The organism is Moritella sp. JT01, from assembly GCF_001574435.1.
Lineage (GTDB): Bacteria > Pseudomonadota > Gammaproteobacteria > Enterobacterales > Moritellaceae > Moritella.
Map to the genome: position 1 here is coordinate 209454 of NZ_LOCN01000019.1, position 20407 is coordinate 229860.

Below are 20407 nucleotides of genomic sequence, written 5' to 3' on the forward strand. Positions count from 1 at the left end.
GACGGTTATGCAGCGCTATCTGTCGCGCGATTATCATGGCTAGCCATATCTTGATGGTCATCAAGCACTTCGGCTTCAGCACTTTGTTTTTTAAAGAGTAGTGTCGTGACAGCATTCACTACATCTTGAATTAATAAATACACGGCAGGCACTAATAACAAACTCACCAGTGTGGCAAACAACACACCAAACGCGAGCGATATAGCCATCGGGATTAAAAACTGTGCCTGTAAGCTAGTTTCACTCATGATCGGCACTAAGCCAATAAAGGTGGTTAACGATGTAAGAATAATGGGGCGGAAACGGCGAATGCCCGCACTGGTAATCGCCGTTTCTAAGTCTTCACCTTGACGGCGTTTTTCGTTGATATAGTCAATCAGAACTAAATTGTCATTGACCACAATCCCACTCACGGCAACCATGCCAATAAAAGACCATAAGGTAACATCAACCCCTAACAATAAATGACCTAATAACGAACCAACAAGACCAAACGGGATCGCAAACATGACCAATAGTGGCTGCATGTAAGAGCTAAATAAAATAGCCATCACTAAGTACATCGCGATCAATGCGAGCAAATAACTGCTTGTTAATATATCCACAAACTCCACAATACTTTTTTGCTTGCCAGCCTTTGACCACTTAACGGCGGTAGTCTCTGTTAATTGCTGTAAAAATCCGGCTTCTAAATCAGCGATAACCGCCTTCGTACTGTTCTTACCTGTATCAACAAATGCCGAAACAGAAATAACCCGATTTCGCTCATAACGTTTAATATTATTATCAGCCGATTTATAACTCACATCTGCAATCGTAAAGAGAGGTACGCCTTCACCACCGGGGAGTTGAATATGCATATTTTCTAAATGCCATAATGAGCTGGTTGCCTCTTTTGGATAACTCACCTGCACTTTTACTTCATCTTCGCCACGCGGCATGCTTTGCACTTCAACACCAAGGTAAGCCTGTTGAACTTGCTGACCAAGCGCACTTAATGTTAATCCCATATCACGTGCCACAGGCTTTAGCGCGAGTTGAACCTGTCTTGAACTGCGCTGCTGAGAATCTTGAATATCGTAGACACCTTCAAACCGAGCTAACACTTGCTTTAAGTTTTCTGCTTGCAGCGCTAAATCATCTAAGTTACGGCTCGACAGCTCAATATTAATATCTGCACTTGGCGGGGTTAGATCCGACACAAAACTTAATTCGATACTGTCTTCAATTTCGCCAACACGTTCTCGCCAGCGACGAATAATGTCATGACCAGACATCACTCGATCATTCGATACTGATAACTCCAGATACACTCTGCCAATATGATCATCGGCAGCCGCTTGTGCTTCACGTGAATATTTACTGATTGGCGCAACGACAGAATACACATGCGCAATCGCAGAAACCCCGCTTTCATCGGTCAACTCTTGTTGCAATAGTAATGCCTTCTTCTCAATCTTTAATATCGCATGCTTGGTTTTATCAGGGTTACTGCCTTCTGCAAAAGTGACATTGGCATACGCAACATCCCCCTCAATGGCCGAAAATAAGACCGTTCGTAACCAGCCACTAGAAAGTAAGGTTAAAGAGATAAAAAACAAGCCTACAAACCCTAAAATATAGCTCCAACGCCACACCAACACATGATCAAGAAAAGGCTTATATCGACGTATCACAAACATTTCTAACGCGGCAGAAAATTGAGTTTGTATCCCTTCCAATATTCCACCAATGGCTTTTATTTTTCTGATTAATGATTTTTTATTAGAGGTATGCAGATTCGTTAACTTAGTTATATTTGCCTTTTCATTAGCATCACTCTCGGCAGGTTGATGACTTAAATGAGCGGGTAAGATAAACAATGATTCAAACAATGAAAACAATAATGTCGTGATCACAACAACAGGAATAACTTGCATGAGTTTACCTTCAGGTCCAGGTAAAAACAGCAACGGCATAAAGGCGATAACACTTGTTATAATGGCAAATGTGATTGGCTTAGCGACTTTATAAGCCCCCTCAATAGCGCCCTCTACACCCTTATTACCTGCTGCTTGCTCAGTATAAATACTTTCTCCCACAACGATGGCATCATCAACAACAATTCCCAGCACCAGTAAAAATGCAAATAACGAAATAATATTAATCGAGCCATCAAACACCGGTAATAACCAAAAAGCCCCCATAAATGAAATAGGGATACCCAGGCTGACCCAAAAGGATAAACGCCAATTTAAAAACAATAATAAAATAGCAAACAGCAAACATAACCCGCTAAACACATTGTTAACCAGTAAATCGATACGACTCATGAATAACTTAGAGTCATCTTGCCAGACATACAAGCTGATACCCTCGGGCAGATAAGTTGCGGGGGTTTGTACATATTTATTTATCGCGTCAGCAACCTCGATAATATTTTGCTCACCAACACGGTATACATCTAAAGAAACAGCCCGTTTACCGTCAAGTTGTGCCATTGTACCTTCATCACGAAACCCATCTGTAATCGTCGCAATATCACTCAGTAAAACCCGCCCACCATCTTCATTCGCTTGCAGAATAATACTGGAAAAATCATCTGCACTTTCAATCTGGCCTAAGGTTTGGATCAGTATATCGCCCTGTTCTGTCGCAAGGCTTCCACCGGGTAAATCAATCGCGGTGGCTTTGAGTATATTAACGACATCTTCAAATTTTAAATTATAGTGCGCCAAACTGTCTTCAGATAATGCAATACTGATTTCATACGGTCTTGCATTTTGCAGTTCAATAACCGAAATAACAGGTTCTTCTAACAAATCTAACCTGATATTTTCAGCCAAACGCTTTAACGCCCATTCATCACCTGCGCCAGCAATAATCAGTTTTGCAACACGATAACGCTCAATCAATTCACTGACGACCGGCTTTTTAACTTCATCCGGAAATGAGTTGATACTTTCAATCCTTGATTTAACTTCATCTAATACGGCCTTGGTGCTATAGCCGTCAGCAATATCAATGGTGGTATAACACGAGCCTGAACTGGCGAATGAGGTGAGATCGAGTGTACCTTCAATATCATAAACGACCGCTTCAATACGCGTACAAACCACGGCTTCAACATCACGAGGACCAGCACCAGGATACAAGGTTGAGATCGCAATACGCTCTAGCGACACACCCGGAATTAACTCTTTACGTGTTTCTGGTAACGCTAAACAACCCAGTGCGACAATCACCATCATGATCAGGTTTGCTGCAACCTTATTATGCGCAAACCAAGCTATCATTACTTTCATGAGCGTACCTCATGTTGCACAATCACATTTTGTAACCCTGTATCTAAACGGATCACATTTAACTTCATGCCATTAACCGCAACATCAAGTGGAGTTAATATCAGCTTATCGCCCTCATCAAGACCAGCATTGATATAAACTTGGTTTTTACCTTGATGTATTACATCGACCGTTACAATCTGCAAACGTTGTTGTTCATCTAACAACCACACTTTATTATCGTTACGTAATGCCAAGCGAGGGATGATCACTATATTTTCAAATTCACGCCCAGATATTTCAGCTTTAACAAAACGGCCTGGTTGTAAATATAACGGTTGTTCAGGATCGTTAAGCACCTCAGCAACCACATACTGCAATCGGTTCTCTGCAAGTCCCCCCTCAGTTCCCGTGATTGTTCCTTGCCATTGATAACGTTTGTTATTGACGCTAACAGAAAGTATCACTCTTGGACTTTCGACGGATTCCGCCACATTTGCATCATGAACAAACGCATTTATTTGCTGTGGTAAATCCATCAGCGTTAGGTACTTGTCGGCAACAGGCAGACGCACATGCATTTTGTCTAACGAGAAGATTTCACCAATCACTTCGCCCGAATTGACTAACTGACCGCGCCCAACACTCACCGCTTTAACTCGACCAGAAAATGGTGCTGTAATCACGGTATGATCTAGCTTTAAATTGGCTAAACGTAAATCAGCTTCAGCCGCTTTAACCCGACTTTTTGCGTCATTAATTTGGGGGATATGGCGGGCAAAACTGGTTGCTTTACTCGATACGCCTCGTCGTGCAACATGCGCTTTCGCTTTGCTTTCTGCCAAGTGTAATAATGCGCCATCAACAGCTTGCTGCGTCTTAATCACTTCGAGTTTATAGGCTTCATCATCCATTGATAACAACACGTCACCAGCATTAAAATAGCCTCCAGCGGTGAAATTATCAGCAACCGATTTTACTCTTGCAGTCACTTCAGAGTTAAGGTTTATTTGTGTTTTCGCAGTCACTATTCCACGACTAAAAATAGGAATAACGGCATCATCAAACGCCACGTTCATATAACGCACAGAGGGAAAACGATTAATCTCAGGACTGATTTGGCTTTGCGGCCTAATGGCTGATAGCAACGCCATACAGATAAAGGTAAACACAATAATAGAAAGCGGAATAGATACTTTTTTATGTCTGGAAAATAGCGCCTTCCCCTGCTGCCAATATGGCGATAACAACATTTGCGTTTGCTGTATTTTAGGTACAAGTACTTCCTTTAATTTACTTGTTTTTTTTGTACTGTTTAGCCTTGCTATCGATGCTTTATCACTCTTTTCATCAGTGCTATTTTTCGCGTCTATTTTATCCTTTTCAGCAATCATCGTTGCAGCCATTTTTTTCGGCGTCAGTAAGTCACCTTGTAACAAATGTTGCTTCCAACACTGCATCGTCGCTTGTGTTGTTTGAATATCATCTGCAACATAAGGATGTAATTTGAGTCCTAGCGACAACTGTTCATGCCACAATAAAATACCTGTGGAGACAGGGTAATTCTTGGTGCCAATACCACAACAAACCCACATATCATCTTGATTAACCGGTGGGTTATTATCGCCTTTAAGCGGCCAACTGCCTAAAAAACTGAACGAACCCGCATAGAATTGGCGCTCACTGACATATTGATAAATACGGCGTACGCCATTTTCACCAACTATTTTACCAATATGCGCTTGCCACCAAAGTTGCCAATGACTTTTCGCTTTGATTTGTTGCTTCACTTGCCGCTGAATATCACGAGCTGCAATGGTGTTATTTAGCAGTACATGAATCCCAGAAGAGCAGTTTCCCGTTTCGGGTATATTGGGTAGTGCACCACGTAGATTAATGGGATATAACCAATAATAGTCTTGCTGAGAGGCAAGCAGCTGTTCTGAAATCGCTCTGTTTAACGCCCAGAATAGATAAATATTCAGTGCAACACGATGCTTCCTTGCTCGCTTCTTAATTTCAATCGTTTCGGATTGAGTAAAATAAGCATTAACAATAGGCGCATCATTACTGTATTGAGTATCCGCTAAATTTGTTGCGGCGTAGTCTGGATAAGTCGTTTTCCAACGAATCATTTTCGGGGCTTTAGATTTTCCACCAGCAAAAAGCATTTTAATTTGCTGCCAATGCGACGGCGCAAATTTGTCTGCTGTTTTTGGTAGGTTTTCACACGGGTAATCATGCTCACGTAAAATAGTCGTTAATCCACCGAGCCCATCCATTTCACTGTGTGAAAATTCAAACCAATTAATTTCATCCGTGGTTTTTTTTAGCAACCCAACATTCATTCGGTCACCGATCCCAAACGCTTTACGCGCTTGAAACCACATAGCTATATAATCTTTCTTTTGGCTACTACTCATCGGTTAGCTTCCTTGTTAACCAAACTGAATGCCTCGATTAAATCGAAACTGTCCCTCTTCTTCCATTCAAATCATTAATCTGAAATGAGAGCCTTAAACTGTTCGTTCAATACCGCTGTATTTACAGTCTTGCTGGCTCTAAATACAGCGGATATTGAGTATCAAACCCACCACGAGGATCATCATGATAACTGGCAATAAAATGTTTACTTCTTAGCACCTTAGACCGATATTTTTCAAGAATACGTTGACGCTTATCCAGTGCTGGTAAACCGCAGACTAATGCCTGATAGTTTTGGGCTAAACAATCATTATAAATATGCTGTAATAACACTGAAAATAGCTGTTCGTCATCATTAACAACTAACAGGCTATGCAATGAAACATAACTCAATTTATCCCCGGCTTTCGGTAACATCATGCCGCCAAATAACTTGGAATAAAGGTTATTAAATAAACGCGCCACAGACATTAATTTACTATAAGCAACAAAACGGGTTTGCTTAAAGCTGCTCTGATCCCAAATGCCCGCCATCGCCACTAACTTATTATCTTCAAACATCAAATAATAGTTACTGATCACCAATCCTCGGTAATATTCATCACCGTGCAATAATTTCATAAAATCATAATAAGGATAAAACTGCTTTGTCTTAGCTTGTTCCTCAAAAAACGTTTGCATCAGTTCAATGTCATTATGATGCGCGTTACGAATATGAAACTGATGCCCTGTACTTGGGCGAGGTTTCGTTAAATACAACATATGTGTTGTCATCTCACCAAAGTCATAATACGTGGGAGTAATACTGCGCCCACTTCCCATCGAATTTAATGATGCTTTGTTATCGCTCAGAATAACCGTTTGCATCCAATCTCTGCCCATCACTTTACGATAGCATTTAAGAAGATTGAACAAAGTACGCCCACTTTTAAAATCAGGATGAATACGTAAATCATTACCATAGCGTACATTCTGACGCTCACCATTCACATAAACATCACGGTGACCAATACTAAAAATAGCCGCAACGCGCTCGCTATCACGCTCTACAGCGACCCATACATCGGGTGTTTGAGTCACAATTTTGGTGGCCATAAAAAAGTCAGGAGTACGTTCAAAATTGATTGTAATTGCGCCAGATTGTGGCGTAGCTGCGATTAAATCAATCAATTCATCAGAATCACTTGCTTGTGCTGGTCTTGTATAAAATCGACTTGCCATTTACCTTACCTCTACTACCTATAAAATTTCATACGCTACGATTACGCCATGATTTCGACACAGTTACGACATAGTTACGCCGCAATCGCCTCTAAAAATACGTTTGGCGTTTCAATATCCCAAAGCACTAAAGGCTCTATTTTAATATTTCCAACCACCATGCCACGCGCTTCACAGCGCGAGTAATACAGGTCACGGGCGTTCTGGCTGCAACATACTTTTAAAGTATCCAGCTGACCAAGGTCTCTGGCTAATTGGTAGTGAAAACACGTATTTAGTTCGGCTTCGGCGTTCGCTGCAACCTGCTTCATTTCCAGATCAGAAATATCGGCATTTGGTTCACAAAGTAACAGGTAAAATGGTTTATTATTTGACGTATTAGCCGGAACAGCAAAAACAGTGATCGCGGTTAAGCGTTGGTTTTGCTCTGCCATTTTCATCACTTCGAGCGCAATCTCTGGACTCATTTTCTCACCGACAAGGTCAATACCATCTAAACGGCCTAAAAATTCAAAACAAGGGCAATCTTGCAGAAAGCCACTCACACGCAATTTGTCTTTCATCGCATAGCGCAGCAAGCCACTGCCCGTCGTTAATACAGGGCGCACCAGTTGATCTTGTTTTAGTTTCCAAGCGGGTAGTACTTCTTCCGTTTCAAGATCAATAAATTCGTAAAAATGACTGCATATAGCCAGTGGATACTGATTTTGGAAAGGAATAGTCACCACACCTTCTGTTGCCCATAATCCTTTGCCCTGAAATTCTCCTTGCGGTAGCAAACGTTGTAATTTATTTGCCCATGTTGCAGATGACGATGTATCCCAAGCACTAATCAGCGCTAATTTTGGCCAAATAAGCTGTAATAACGCTGCCGATAAACTCCCTTTCCACTGCAATAATATCTCTGCGACACGGTACGATTTAGGGCATTTCAATCCCGGTAATGCGGGTGTTCGCTCACCCCATTTTCCAGTGGCAAGCACCGAGACTAGCTCTAATTTATGTTCAATAATATTATCAAACAATGTCAGTGCAAAGGTCGGGCTCCACACTGACAAAAACGAGAGTGACTTATCCGCAAGTAAATAGCACAAGGTGGCAAACTGAGAATCTTCCGATGTATCAGCTAAAGAAACACCTTCTGGTACTGCGCTTGTCAGTCCCATAAAGATTCGTTTCCACCAAGGCAATAACTTCAAATCATCATTAACGGCACCAGACATGGTACGTCGTAATTCGGTGGGAACCCAAGATAATGACCAATAATGAGTGCCCTTTAACATCCCTGGATTATGTTTATACATATCCATCATCCAAGGCGAAATGGCCGCATCAAGCTCATTTAAAAATGACTGAGTATAAGGTATCCATTTAATTTTTGACGTTGAGCCACTTGTTGGTTGAAAACGTTCATTTGCTTCCATACTCAGTTCATGACGACTTCCCGCTCTCGCTTTGTCTATTTGTGCAGCCCAATCATCGTATTCAGTAATAGGGACCTTACGAATAAACTCTTCATAAAATAGCGAACCTGATAAATTATATTTTTTACCCGATACACTGGGTGCAATCACTTTAAGTAATGAACTTAGCTTTTCACGCTGTACCGCTTGTGGGTGTGCTAACGCTTTACAAAACTGGTTGTAACCACGGGCGCTCATGCTCTGCGCCGCTTTATGGGTAAATTTATGTGCCATTTTACGGGTAATGCCATTTAATAACGCCATAACATGCTCCCTATTTAACTAAACGTCGAGTTAAACTGATCAGGCCCAAGTCCCAATTAACATTGCTATTTCGTAGTCGTTTTCGTAATGTTTTTTGCGCAAAGAAAGTAAACATTGATGCGTTAATTTCACCAATACAAGGTAGCTCTTTACCCTCTCGCCATTTGGGGTTTCGCTCCTCAAAGAATTCAATTTTAGGTACGTTAAGCTTCATTTCAGCTGTGATTTCTGCAACTTCACCACGCAGCTTTTGGTAATCACCACCAAAATCTAAAATTTGCTGCCGCGCATCGTAATAACTCGGGTAAAGGTGCTGGCAATATTGCTCTACAACTGATGACAATTCATCAAACTTACCTTGATGATGTGGATAATGTTTAGGGAAGTTATTGGCTAATAATAAATAAGTTTTATAGCCTTTAGAGATCAGTAACCAAAATAGTGGCGTAAGCGGGTCTCTCAATTTTTCTTTTAGTAAGACCTTCATAAAACAGATCATCGCCTTATTCGTTCCCCAATATTGACGCTCTAAAATAGTATCGCCACTAAAGATACCTCTGGCTTCTTTTCCTTTGAGGTTAAAGCGTAATATTTTGAGGGTACTAAAACCGACAATGCGTTTTGATTTATTTTCTCGGATCAATATCAAACCGTCTTTTTCAGATAGGTCATCAATAAATGTTGAAAAATCAGCATTGTGATAATACTGAATAAACAGGTTATGCATCTCCTTTACTTGCTGTATAGAAAGACGATCTAACGTAATGTAATTTGCAGATATTTTTTGTTTTATCGTGTCCATTTGAGATCCAATCCTTGGCAAATGTGTGAGAGTACAGCGTACCCTCATCCAGTCTCAAGCCATCCTTAGCTTGCAGTGTTTCATAAAAATCGGTTAATCAGATTAATCTGAAAGTAAAATTAATGTATCACTAAAATATAACCGCTTGAAGTAAGTAAAACAGCCGTAAATTAATACGTAAATGCAACAAAACTGGATAATAACGTTAAAATAAAGAGTGAAATAAACATTAAGCTTCAAACGAACAAGTTATATAAAAATAATATTTCAACTTAGACGATTTTTAAATTGTAGTTCAGACCATTATATCTGTGGAAAAGTGACCGATATCACAAGAAAACATGGATATGGATAGAATAAACGATCTAACTTTTAAACCATTAGTATGAGTATCTACTCGTGCTTTTAATTATTGCATTACAATGATTTAAGTCGTTGTAACTATGATTTAATATAATAGGTTGTTACAATCAGGCAGCGGCTGAATCACAGCCAAGATTACACTTAATCAGCTACATGCCGATAATAGGCATCTAATTTATAAAGGAATATAGCATGTCATCTAAGGTTTATTGTATTGCCCAGTTTTTACCAAAAGCAGGCAAAGAAGCGGCGTTATTTAAGGTATTACAGGATTTAGAACCCAACTCAACACGTGAAGACGGTTGCATTCAATATACAGTAACCCGCCAGCTAGTATCTCCTTATGCAGAAGGAAAAAGCTTTCCCATTGCGTTTAATGAAATTTGGGCCTCTAATGAAGCATTTGAACAACACTGTGAACGAGCTGAAATCAAACATTTTTTTGAAACTCAATGTATCGCAGAAACGGGGTTAGTTGCAGACTTTAATGTGTGTATTTATACCGACGAGCAATTTTAATCACTAAGGCTAGCCCTTATCGCGAGGGGCTCCTTCATCACATTTTTTACAGTTAAGTTCAAAGCCTAACATTGATTTTCGCCCCTCTAGTGTGATCACCCAAGGTCGACAAAACCAAGGTGGATTGTGACGAACATGCTGGAAATGATCACAGACCAGCTCGGCAACCCAATCATCTTCTTCATCTTTGTGATAACCAACTATTGGTTGCTTCATTTTCCTCTCCAAACCTGACACGACCAATACCACATTAACAAGCAATAATGATACAGACCTTACTCATAAAGTAAGCATACTAAAAAAAAGAATGAAAACCTATTTAAGGTTCACATTAATCCGTCCCGATTTTACACGTAATTACACGCTAGCGGCGTAGAATGATTGAGTCGTAGCTACATTATCAGTACAATAACGCTATACCTTCGAAAATGTTAAGTAATTACACATAACAGCGCATTAACGCTAGTTTTCATGGGTAAGCACCGCGTAATCGTATCAATTCCCTAGGTTAGGAATACATAATGCTCGTTGAAACTTTATTGCCTTTTATGGCGATTATTGCTGTGGCTACCTACGTACAGAGTATCGCAGGTTTTGCCTTAGGCATGATCGTAATGGGGACTGTCACCACTTTTAACCTAGTGCCTATCGCTTTTACATCCGTTGTAATTAGTAGCGTCACGCTAATGAATAGTATATTCATACTTAAAGGCTGTTTCGGGCAATTAAATAAGCGAATAGTCATGATTACCGTAACTGGCATGTTGCCAGGCATGTTTATAGGCTTAACATTACTAGAATACCTCAGCAGCTCTTTTAATGAGATATTACAAACGATACTGGGCGTTGCGATTATCGGTGCAGGGATCAGTATGATCTTAAAGTCGCCACATAAAGACCGTAAACACTCTAAAGAACCCACGTTTTTCTGTGCAGGTACTGCATCGGGTATTTTAAACGGAATGTTTAGTATGGGTGGTCCACCACTCGTCTATATTTTCTATCGCCAACCTTTTACGCTTAATCTCATTCGTTTATACCTGCTAAGTATATTTTTTGTTAGTTCAATTAGCCGTCTCACTATGGTTGGGATACGCGGTGAATTAACATCAGAAATGCTACTCTTTTCCGCTGTATGTATTCCTATCGTGCTCGGCGTTAGCTGGCTTGCCAAACATTACCCACCACCGATCAGTTTAGACACAATGCGTAAAATAGCTTTTTGTATGTTAATGGTTATCGGCTCAAGCTTATTATTTAGATAGCGAGATATGCTTGAGATACTCAAACAAAATAAATCATAGATGATCTCAAACATAACATTAAAGACATTACTCTGTTAGTGCTTCCTTTGCTTTATCCATATCAATAGCATCTGAAGCTTTTTCTTTATCAAGCGACTCATAAGCTTTTTTGTAATCAACGTTAGTACCATCAACTGATGACTTTAATTTTTCTTTGTCGACCGAATCGGAGACTTTTTCTTTGTCTACAGACTCTGTCAGTTTATTAAAATCGACTGCCAACGCGAGTACGGGCATAGTTAGAGATATTGCGAATAATACAGATATAGTTTTCATTAGACCTATTCCTTGAGGATTCTATGGGTGACACAGTAAATATAGATTAGTGTTTCAAATGCTACAAAAATAACTTGACGCGCGACTACCTAAGTTGAAAACTAGTCGTTTTATCCTTGCTATCCCTGCCTTATTTGTCACGCTAAAACCACTAACTTTCAAACTTCAAACTTCATCATAATTCTCGATATATTCGATCCTCAGAATAAAAAGTAAAGTAGAATAATTACTCACATTAATAATCGTTAAATTAAATATAAAATATATTTTGACAATTAAAACCCAACATTTCGGTTTGTTTTATTTATTAAATATACGTTAAAACATTTAAAAAAAATAAAACCAATACAAAAAACTTAAATTCAACTTCGCTTAAAAAACAACAAAAAAAAACAAAAAAAAACTCCGTAATTAATTTCTCATTTATGTTAGCTTGTGCATGAAAATAAAAAACAATTTTTCCATTATAAATTAGTAAGTTAAAAGTGTATTTAACTACGCAATTAATATTGAAAATAATATAGCCAGACGGCTCTAAATATAGATACGCCTAAGTATCTTAAAATATCGAGTATAAAATATATAACATGAAGAATTTTTTTAATTTATTTTTTGTATTAATGACTTCTTTCCACGCACAAGCTAATCCTCTTTCAACTAATTTGCGAGAGTACATATTGAGTAGTGACTTAGGGCAATATCATGCAACTCTTTCTGCAGAAGATTCAGATAAGTTAATTCAGACACAACTGCAAGTAGCGACTGAATGTCTTACGGATGAGGGCCAATGTGAACATGCATTATATTCACTACGGACGACAGCCGAGATAAAAGCGAACCAATTGGGATCTCCGTTATACCAACAAACATTCTTATTTTTGCAGGATTCATATACTCAGTTAGCCCAAGGTAATGGTGTTTTTACTCCGTTAAGAATACCTGTTGCGTTTGCTCAACAACGTATTGAGTTAATGCGCCAAACAATTATAAAAGCTACATTAGCCCGTAATGGTCAAGCAACGCCATTAAACTATCCAGGCTCATACCCACTTCTATTACAGCTATATCAAGCTAACAATCCCAGTATTCTGTATGTCAGTGAATTTGATGAATCATTAGATTTAGCTAACCCCATCACTCAATCCTATAAAACACTATTAATTGCGTTGTTAAAGCATCATGCCGAAAAAGGGGTTGGACGCACGGCACTACTAAGCCTAATGGGAGACATATTTAAAGATATTGTAAATAAACAAACTGGGCGTCAGTTATGTGAACAGTGCACCACAACTTTTATTGTTGAGTACTACAGCAGTAGCACCGAGCAAAAGTGGTATGAAGAGGTTGATGCGCTAGAGTATGTCGCCTATCAAGTACCTGAAATTATAGAACTGGAACATCATAGAATTGCTTTTCCGCACTATTACACTCGTAATGTTGCTCAGTTCATTCTCTATTTTAAAGTGTTCTTTCATGAAAACGAATCGCTCTTTATGGTTGATCTTAATAACTTTAGTTCGTTAGATAAAGCCGAACAAGATCTGATTCTTGATGATGTAGCACATCAGTTTAAAAACATATCAGTGTCTCCTAATTTCCTGCGAATATTACATACGACTTTTAGGTGGTTAACCGCAACGGGACAAATCGAGTCTATGCTATCCTCTGGTGCGGTTTTAAATGGACTTGCATCTAATCAGTTTAATGCTGGATCTCACAATAAAATTTTCGCGGTGAACATTGCGGCAAATGTCATATTAACTAAAATACCCAATATAATCTTAGGCGAAACACAACGATATGGTTGTGCTTCTGATGAATGGGCGCCACCTCAGCCATTCTATATGCTGCTAGAAGATAAGTGTGTTTACAGTCCGTCTTTTCAAACAGGTAAATTCTCAATAACTGCTTCGACGACCTATGGAATACAAGATCAATATGATTATGAAATATCTATTTATCATAAGCCAACTAATCAAACCCTGATGAGTAGAAAAATCAGTAATCGGGAAGAAATCACATTGAAATATTCGACACTTGCGCCATTTAATTTAGACCAAATGGTCATGTATATTTCCAGTACCAATCCAGCTACACGCGGTGACATAGCTTCTATCCAGCTATCTCCACAAATATTTGAAAAACAATATGGGGGGGTTATTAAAAACAATCGTTTTTATTTTGTGCAGGAATTACCAGAGCGTAAATTTTATCGACCTCGTGGGGATGAACTAGGTTGTCCAATAATCCAACTCAATAAGTCACAACAACAGGCGTGTTTAAGTGAAAAATTTGACCTCTATAACGAGCTCCCTGATTATTTTTATCAAAACATGACGCCTATCGGTTACATTGCGCCGTTACCAGCGATTTCTATAGAACAAGTTTTACAGCAGAAAAAAGCTGAAATACTCGCACTAGAACAACAAGCTATGGTGGACGCTATGTCAGGTCTAGGCTGGGGGCCTGGAGCATGCCTAAGTTGTTAAACGCGAGTAGTACCAATACAAGGTTCCTCTAGCACAGACTTAAAACGGCTTACAACACTATATTCGTATCTCTTAAACAATGGGGCAACTCGGTAGCTATTAGCTACCGAGTTGGGCTAAGAGATTACAACCCATTATCGGACTTCCACATACACGAATGAAGTCCAGCACTGCGCAATGGTTAGTTTAACTTATTATTATAATATGACGCAGAAAGAGTGTAATTCATTCATTATAATATTTTTTATCGACCTGTAAATGTACCATAAATGCGTACATACACATTCCACAAATACCTCCCACAATCACCCCAATGGCAGAACGAACTGCGTACTCAATAATAACCGTCGAGCCATGAACAATATTTGCCAATAAGACAAAAAAAACAATGCTTATAGAATACATAAGCACACCTTCGAGCAACTTACCCTGATATTGTTCTTGGCGATTCTGACTGACCGCAAACGCGTACCACACAAACAAAGCCGCTAGCCCCAATATACCACCGCCGTATTGGTTCAACTTGTACATGGGCAACGAGAATATTTCTCTATTCCAGAACTCACTATTCACAACAAACGAACCGTCAAAATGACTCGTCGCATCCCACAATACATGGCTGTATGCACCAACCAACACCCCAAACACGACTAAAAGATACGAAGACTTACCGAATGACCATTCCCTTTGCGGCAACCGAAACAGCTCAAGAGTTGGCCCCTCGATCCATCGATACCAAACAAGTAACATTAAAAGTGACGGAAGAAGACAATAAATAAGCACCCCGAGCTCCGAATGCCCAGGCGCTTCTGTTGGACTAAGCGCGAAAAGATATGGGAAATCAGGTGACATGCTTCCTACAACCATTGCAGCAAGCGGAACCTTTCCCCGCGTAATTACCGAGACAGGAAGTGCGACTACAGCGTGTGATAATGTGTATGGCATCGTTTTATTCGCCTAACAGGTTATTATACAGAATTCCGTATAACGTGAATTCCAGTTTAATTTCATTATCATAAACAGTTTACTTAACCGTAATTGTTATTTTCGTCGACATTAACGGTTTATCATGAGGCACATGAGCATAATTCCCAAGCAGTAACTGCAAAGTATGCTTACCCGGTTTAAGTGTTAACTGTGTTTCCGTTTGACCACCTCCAAAATGCCGTACTTTATCTGTTGCTTGTAACGGTTTAGTCAAATTTGGCAGTACCTTAGTATCAATAAGCAAGTGATGATGCGCCGTTTTAACTCGATCTATTCCCGCTGGCGCAATGCCCATTCCACGTAAACCAAACCTAACAGTGAATGTCGGTGAAACAATGTCACCGTCTGCCGGACTAATAATGTATACATCAACACCTGGCGGCGCTAAATTACCCGACTCCTGTGTCAATGCAAACGCATTAAAACCAATAAGGAATAACATAATAAACAGTAACTTTTGTAACATACTTAGCACCTCATTAATGAATGTTTTCACCACATTCTATTAATTGTAGACTACACCTAAAATTATAAATAATAATCTCAAATTGCAGATAATAAAAAACCGCGAGTAAGCTACTATTCCAAGTAACCTAACCAGCGGTTTTTATTCTAAGCGTTTATTAACTTATTTAAGCATCTATAAACCCTAATATTACTTCGTGTTTTGCTCAGCTTTCTTCTTGGCTTTTTCTACACGACGCTCATCAATGATATGTTTAATTTCACCACCGATATGTGACTCGCCACGTTTCTCAGCTAATTCCATTTGACGTTCACGCTCTGCAAAACGGCTACGCTGAGTGTCACTTACTTTATCGTGGCAACGGTGACAGCTAAGGCCTTTCACGTAATGTTCACTTTGCATTTCGTCTTGCGTTAACGGGTAACGACAAGCGAAGCATTGGTCACATTCGCCTTGCTCTAAGTCGTGATTGACTGAAACACGAGCATCGAATACAAAGCACTCACCTTCCCACATTGTTTCTTCTTTTGGCACTTCTTCAAGATACTTAAGAATACCGCCCTCTAAGTGATAAACTTCGTCAAAACCTTGCTCTTTTAAATAAGCAGTTGATTTTTCACAACGAATACCACCAGTACAATACATCGCTACTTTCTTGTGTTTTGCTTTGTCTAAGTTGTTTTTCACATACTCAGGAAATTCACGGAAAGTCGCTGTGTTCGGGTTTACAGCGTTTTGGAATGTACCGATCTCAATTTCATAATCGTTACGTGTATCAATCAGAATAACATCAGGATCAGAAATAAGTGCATTCCAATCTTGTGGTTTTACATACGTGCCAACAACTTGGTTAGGGTCAATACCTTCAACGCCCATAGTTACGATTTCTTTTTTCAACTTAACCTTAGTACGTAAGAACGGATTCTCATCGTTATAAGATTCTTTGAAAGAGATTTCGCCCAGACTTGGGTCTTGAGATAAAAAGCTTAATACAGCATCAATACCTGCTTGTGGCCCAGCAATTGTACCGTTAATACCCTCGGCCGCTAATAACAGCGTACCGCGAACATCTTGGCTTTCCATTTTTGCTAATAAAGGCGCGCGTAACGCTTCGAAATTCTCTAAACGTACGAATTTGTATAATGCACAAACTGTAATTTGAGCGGTATTTTTTGTAGTAATTGGTGCTGACATTTGGTTATTCCCCATTGAGCTAGCTGGAACGTAAATCCAGAGCTGTAGATTAAGGCGGCGATGTTAACAGAAATACCCTATATCGACCAGAAAAATTGATCTCGCTCAATAAATACCACCTAGCATCCCTTGTTGACAAACTTAAACTACACTTTAGAGGTACCCACTTATTGATTTAATCAATAGCTGGCACAATTATTGATTAACTTATTGTAAGACTCGCTCATTCAAGGATGGCTATTATGATGACAAACCCACAACTAACCGCATTTATTGAGCGTAATAAGCTAGAAACAGCTTATTTAACCGATGCTGCAAAATGGTACACAGGGCTCATATCTGCAATCAGAGCGCACCAGCATAGTGCAACAAACAGTCCAATAGACAGTACCGTAACAAATTTTGAACGCACGAATAACAAACAAACACCTGTTTTAATTGGTATTAATGGCTGCCAAGGCTCGGGTAAATCAACACTTGCCGATTATCTCGCGACCTATTTAACCAGTGCCTATAAAATGAATGTCGCGGTTCTCTCGCTCGATGATTTTTATTATAGCCACCAGCAACGTAAAAACCTGTCTGAGCATGAGCATCACCTATTACAAACCCGTGGCGTGCCAGGAACACATAATTTATCGCTCGCACACAGCACATTAGATAAGTTGCAATCCGCTAACAATAAATCAGCGCCAGTTGCCCTGCCTCGGTTTAATAAAGTCACCGATAACCCGTACCCTGAATCAGAGTGGCCAGTGATTCGCGGCGCTGTTGATGTCATTATTCTGGAAGGTTGGTGCTTAGGCGTACAGGCACAAACAGATGAGGCACTATTAGAATCCGTCAACAACCTTGAAGCGACGAAAGACAAATACGGCGTTTGGCGTCGCTATGTAAACAACCAGATCAAGCATCACTACGCTGCGCTTTATGAACGACTTGATATGTTAGTCATGCTTAAAGCACCGAGTTTTGATACCGTTTACCAGTGGCGACTAGAACAAGAGTTAAAATTAAAGCAGCAAGCGCTTACGCTCAGTTCCCCACTTGGTCGGGTCATGAACGAATCTGAGATAAAACTGTTTATAGCTTATTTTCAACGACTCACCGAACATGGATTAACGACATTACCCGCGTTATGCAACTGGGTGTTTGAACTCGATACTAACCGAAATATAGTGCATTCATACAGTCCTCAATCGATGCAACTTGATCACTACCCTGCCATTTTCACTGACCTTGATGGTACCTTGCTCGATCATGATAACTACAGCTTTACACCTGCATTAAGTACCCTTGCCAAATTAAAGCGCGCGGCAATACCCGTTATTCCAAATACCAGTAAAACCTATGCCGAATTACTCGAATTAAGAAAACAGTTAGATTTAAATGGGCCTTTTATTGTTGAAAATGGGGCTGCTATTTACATCCCAGTTAACTACTTTAGCCACCAACCTATCGGTACCATACAACAAGATGGCTATTGGGTTAAATCGCTCGTACATTCACGCGAACATTGGTTATCACTATTACAAACAGTACCAGCACAGCTGACTGAACTGTTCACAAATATGGATACAATGACAATTGACAACATTATTGATGCGACAGGATTGGATGAGGCAAGCGCAGCGCTTGCAAGTCAAAGACAATATGGCGAACCCGTACTCTGGAAAGGCAATGCAGCTCAGAAACAAATGTTCATCCAACACCTAAAAAAACAAGGCGCGACAATTTTAGAAGGTGGACGTTTCCTGCATGTTTGTGGCGATTGCAATAAAGGTAAAGCAATGAATTGGTTAATGAATCAATTTAAATTATTTAACCCACAGCAAACGCCTTACTCTATTGCACTCGGTGACGGCAACAATGATATTGCCATGTTAGAAGCTGCGCAATATGCCGCGATCATTTTATCTCCAGTGCACATCCCACCAAAATTAAAACGTAAACAGCGCTTAATCACAAGTAAACATACAGGGCCAACGGGCTGGGCTGAAGTGTTAGCCAAATTATTACCCAAGTTATTACCTGAGCGACCACCCAAACTATTACCGAAAGTATTACCTGAGTTTGAGCTAACAACGGTTTAAATTTTGAAGCATTAATTCAATACTTCGATTCAAATATTAAGGAAAGCTTATCATGGCAGATTTTTATCAAAATGGTGTAATTACAACACTGCATAACCTAAACCAACGTCCATTAGAAGCAATGGAAGCAGAACTCACTGAATTTTCAAAACTGCGTCCTATGTCGTTAATTCTCCCGTCGTTATTCTCGGAGTTAGAAGGAGAAGCACTGCCTAATATTATTCATCATTTACAAGATGTGCCGTATTTAAACGAGATTGTGATTGGTTTAGACCGCGCTAATGAAGAGCAATATAAACACGCGTTAAAATTCTTCGGCGCATTGCCACAGCATCACCGCATTTTATGGAATGACGGCCCTCGCCTGCAAGCACTTGACGCTGAACTCGCCGAACTTGGATTAGCACCCAAAGAATTAGGCAAAGGCCGTAACGTCTGGTACTGCATGGGTTACACACTTGCATCGGGGAAATCAGAATCGGTGGCGTTACATGATTGCGACATTCTAACCTACGACAGATCACTACTAGCACGCTTGATTTATCCCGTCGCGAATCCGCAATTTAACTATGAATTTTGTAAAGGTTTTTACGCTCGCGTTGCAGACGGTAAAATTAACGGCCGTGTTTCTCGATTATTAATTACGCCATTATTACGCTCGCTTAAACGCGTTGTCGGCCATAACGATTACCTTGAGTACATGGATAGTTTCCGCTATCCACTTGCCGGTGAGTTCTCATTCCGCAAAGACGTACTCAATGATATCCGTATCCCAAGTGACTGGGGATTAGAAATCGGGGTATTGTCAGAAATGCACCGTAATTATTCTCATAATCGATTATGCCAAGCTGATATTGCGGATGTGTACGATCACAAACATCAAGATCTATCATTGGATAATAAAGACGGCGGTTTATCAAAAATGTCGATTGATATTACCAAGGCATTCTTCCGTAAATTAGCCACCCAAGGTCATACCTTCACCAATGAAAATTTCCGCACTATCAAAGCAACCTATTACCGTATCGCCTTAGATTTTGTTGAAACTTATTATAACGACGCAGTGATGAATGGCTTAACGCTCGATATTCACTCAGAAGAAGAAGCGGTTGAAATGTTTGCGCAGAACATCATGATCGCTGGGCAAAACTTCCTCGACAATCCAATGGAAAAACCATTTATGCCTAGCTGGAATCGCGTAATATCGGCAATGCCTGACGTATTAGAACGGCTCAAGGAAGCCGTTGAATTAGATAGAGCAGAGTTCATCTCTTAACTA

Annotated in this window: 15 protein-coding genes; 5 read left to right on the forward strand and 10 right to left on the reverse strand. The window is 39.9% G+C overall.

Translation table 11 applies throughout. The features are described 5' to 3' along the window. Positions 1 to 5: 5 nt before the first annotated feature. The 5 genes from AKG98_RS15400 to AKG98_RS15420 all read right to left on the reverse strand — a co-directional run bounded on the left by AKG98_RS15400 (position 6) and on the right by AKG98_RS15420 (position 9437). The gene (locus AKG98_RS15400; RefSeq protein WP_067047686.1) at positions 6 to 3284 is read right to left on the reverse strand and encodes an efflux RND transporter permease subunit; all 3279 of its coding nucleotides are present in this window, start codon (positions 3282 to 3284) and stop codon (positions 6 to 8) included. Continuing rightward, a complete protein-coding gene (locus tag AKG98_RS15405) occupies positions 3281 to 5686 on the reverse strand; it encodes an efflux RND transporter periplasmic adaptor subunit (protein ID WP_067047689.1) in 2406 nt (801 codons plus the stop codon). Before AKG98_RS15405 ends, AKG98_RS15400 begins: the two co-directional genes overlap by 4 nt. A gap of 121 nt (positions 5687 to 5807) precedes the next feature. Beyond that, the gene (locus tag AKG98_RS15410) at positions 5808 to 6908 is read right to left on the reverse strand and encodes a hypothetical protein (protein WP_067047699.1); all 1101 of its coding nucleotides are present in this window, start codon (positions 6906 to 6908) and stop codon (positions 5808 to 5810) included. 74 nt (positions 6909 to 6982) lie between these two features. Further along, positions 6983 to 8635 (reverse strand): GH3 auxin-responsive promoter family protein, encoded by a 1653-nt coding sequence (locus AKG98_RS15415; protein WP_067047702.1) that lies wholly within the window; start codon positions 8633 to 8635, stop codon positions 6983 to 6985. 10 nt (positions 8636 to 8645) lie between these two features. Further along, positions 8646 to 9437 carry a hypothetical protein gene (locus AKG98_RS15420; RefSeq protein WP_067047704.1) on the reverse strand — a complete coding sequence of 264 codons (792 nt, stop codon included), beginning with the start codon at positions 9435 to 9437 and terminating at the stop codon, positions 8646 to 8648. Positions 9438 to 9992: 555 nt separating this feature from the next. On the opposite strand from AKG98_RS15420, the gene AKG98_RS15425 reads away from it, so the two are divergent. Beyond that, positions 9993 to 10319, forward strand: coding sequence for a putative quinol monooxygenase (locus AKG98_RS15425; protein WP_067047707.1), 327 nt, complete (start codon positions 9993 to 9995; stop codon positions 10317 to 10319). 9 nt (positions 10320 to 10328) lie between these two features. Here AKG98_RS15425 and AKG98_RS15430 read toward each other — a convergent pair whose 3' ends face one another. Continuing rightward, positions 10329 to 10535 (reverse strand): DUF3565 domain-containing protein, encoded by a 207-nt coding sequence (locus tag AKG98_RS15430; protein WP_067047709.1) that lies wholly within the window; start codon positions 10533 to 10535, stop codon positions 10329 to 10331. Positions 10536 to 10840: 305 nt separating this feature from the next. Here AKG98_RS15430 and AKG98_RS15435 point away from each other — a divergent pair, with 305 nt between their 5' ends. Continuing rightward, on the forward strand, positions 10841 to 11584 hold the full coding sequence (locus AKG98_RS15435; protein WP_067047711.1) for a sulfite exporter TauE/SafE family protein: 744 nt from the start codon (positions 10841 to 10843) through the stop codon (positions 11582 to 11584). A 66-nt stretch (positions 11585 to 11650) separates the two neighbouring features. On the opposite strand, the gene AKG98_RS15440 is transcribed toward AKG98_RS15435, so the two are convergent. Continuing rightward, entirely contained in the window at positions 11651 to 11899 is a 249-nt protein-coding gene (locus AKG98_RS15440; protein ID WP_067047713.1) for a hypothetical protein, read from the reverse strand. Positions 11900 to 12486: 587 nt separating this feature from the next. Between AKG98_RS15440 and AKG98_RS15445 the strand changes: the two genes are divergently transcribed. Next, entirely contained in the window at positions 12487 to 14388 is a 1902-nt protein-coding gene (locus AKG98_RS15445; protein ID WP_198155546.1) for a hypothetical protein, read from the forward strand. A gap of 225 nt (positions 14389 to 14613) precedes the next feature. On the opposite strand, the gene AKG98_RS15450 is transcribed toward AKG98_RS15445, so the two are convergent. From AKG98_RS15450 to AKG98_RS15460, 3 genes are all read right to left on the reverse strand, one after another. Further along, positions 14614 to 15333 (reverse strand): DUF4184 family protein, encoded by a 720-nt coding sequence (locus AKG98_RS15450; protein WP_067047717.1) that lies wholly within the window; start codon positions 15331 to 15333, stop codon positions 14614 to 14616. Between the two features lie 79 nt (positions 15334 to 15412). Then, a complete protein-coding gene (locus tag AKG98_RS15455; protein WP_067047720.1) occupies positions 15413 to 15841 on the reverse strand; it encodes a DUF4399 domain-containing protein in 429 nt (142 codons plus the stop codon). Between the two features lie 189 nt (positions 15842 to 16030). After that, positions 16031 to 17035 (reverse strand): rhodanese-related sulfurtransferase, encoded by a 1005-nt coding sequence (locus tag AKG98_RS15460; RefSeq protein ID WP_067047726.1) that lies wholly within the window; start codon positions 17033 to 17035, stop codon positions 16031 to 16033. A 242-nt stretch (positions 17036 to 17277) separates the two neighbouring features. Between AKG98_RS15460 and AKG98_RS15465 the strand changes: the two genes are divergently transcribed. Next, positions 17278 to 19128, forward strand: coding sequence for an HAD-IIB family hydrolase (locus tag AKG98_RS15465; protein WP_083543983.1), 1851 nt, complete (start codon positions 17278 to 17280; stop codon positions 19126 to 19128). Positions 19129 to 19180: 52 nt separating this feature from the next. Continuing rightward, positions 19181 to 20404, forward strand: a complete 1224-nt coding sequence (locus tag AKG98_RS15470; protein WP_067047749.1) for a glycosyl transferase — start codon at positions 19181 to 19183, stop codon at positions 20402 to 20404. Positions 20405 to 20407 lie beyond the last annotated feature (3 nt).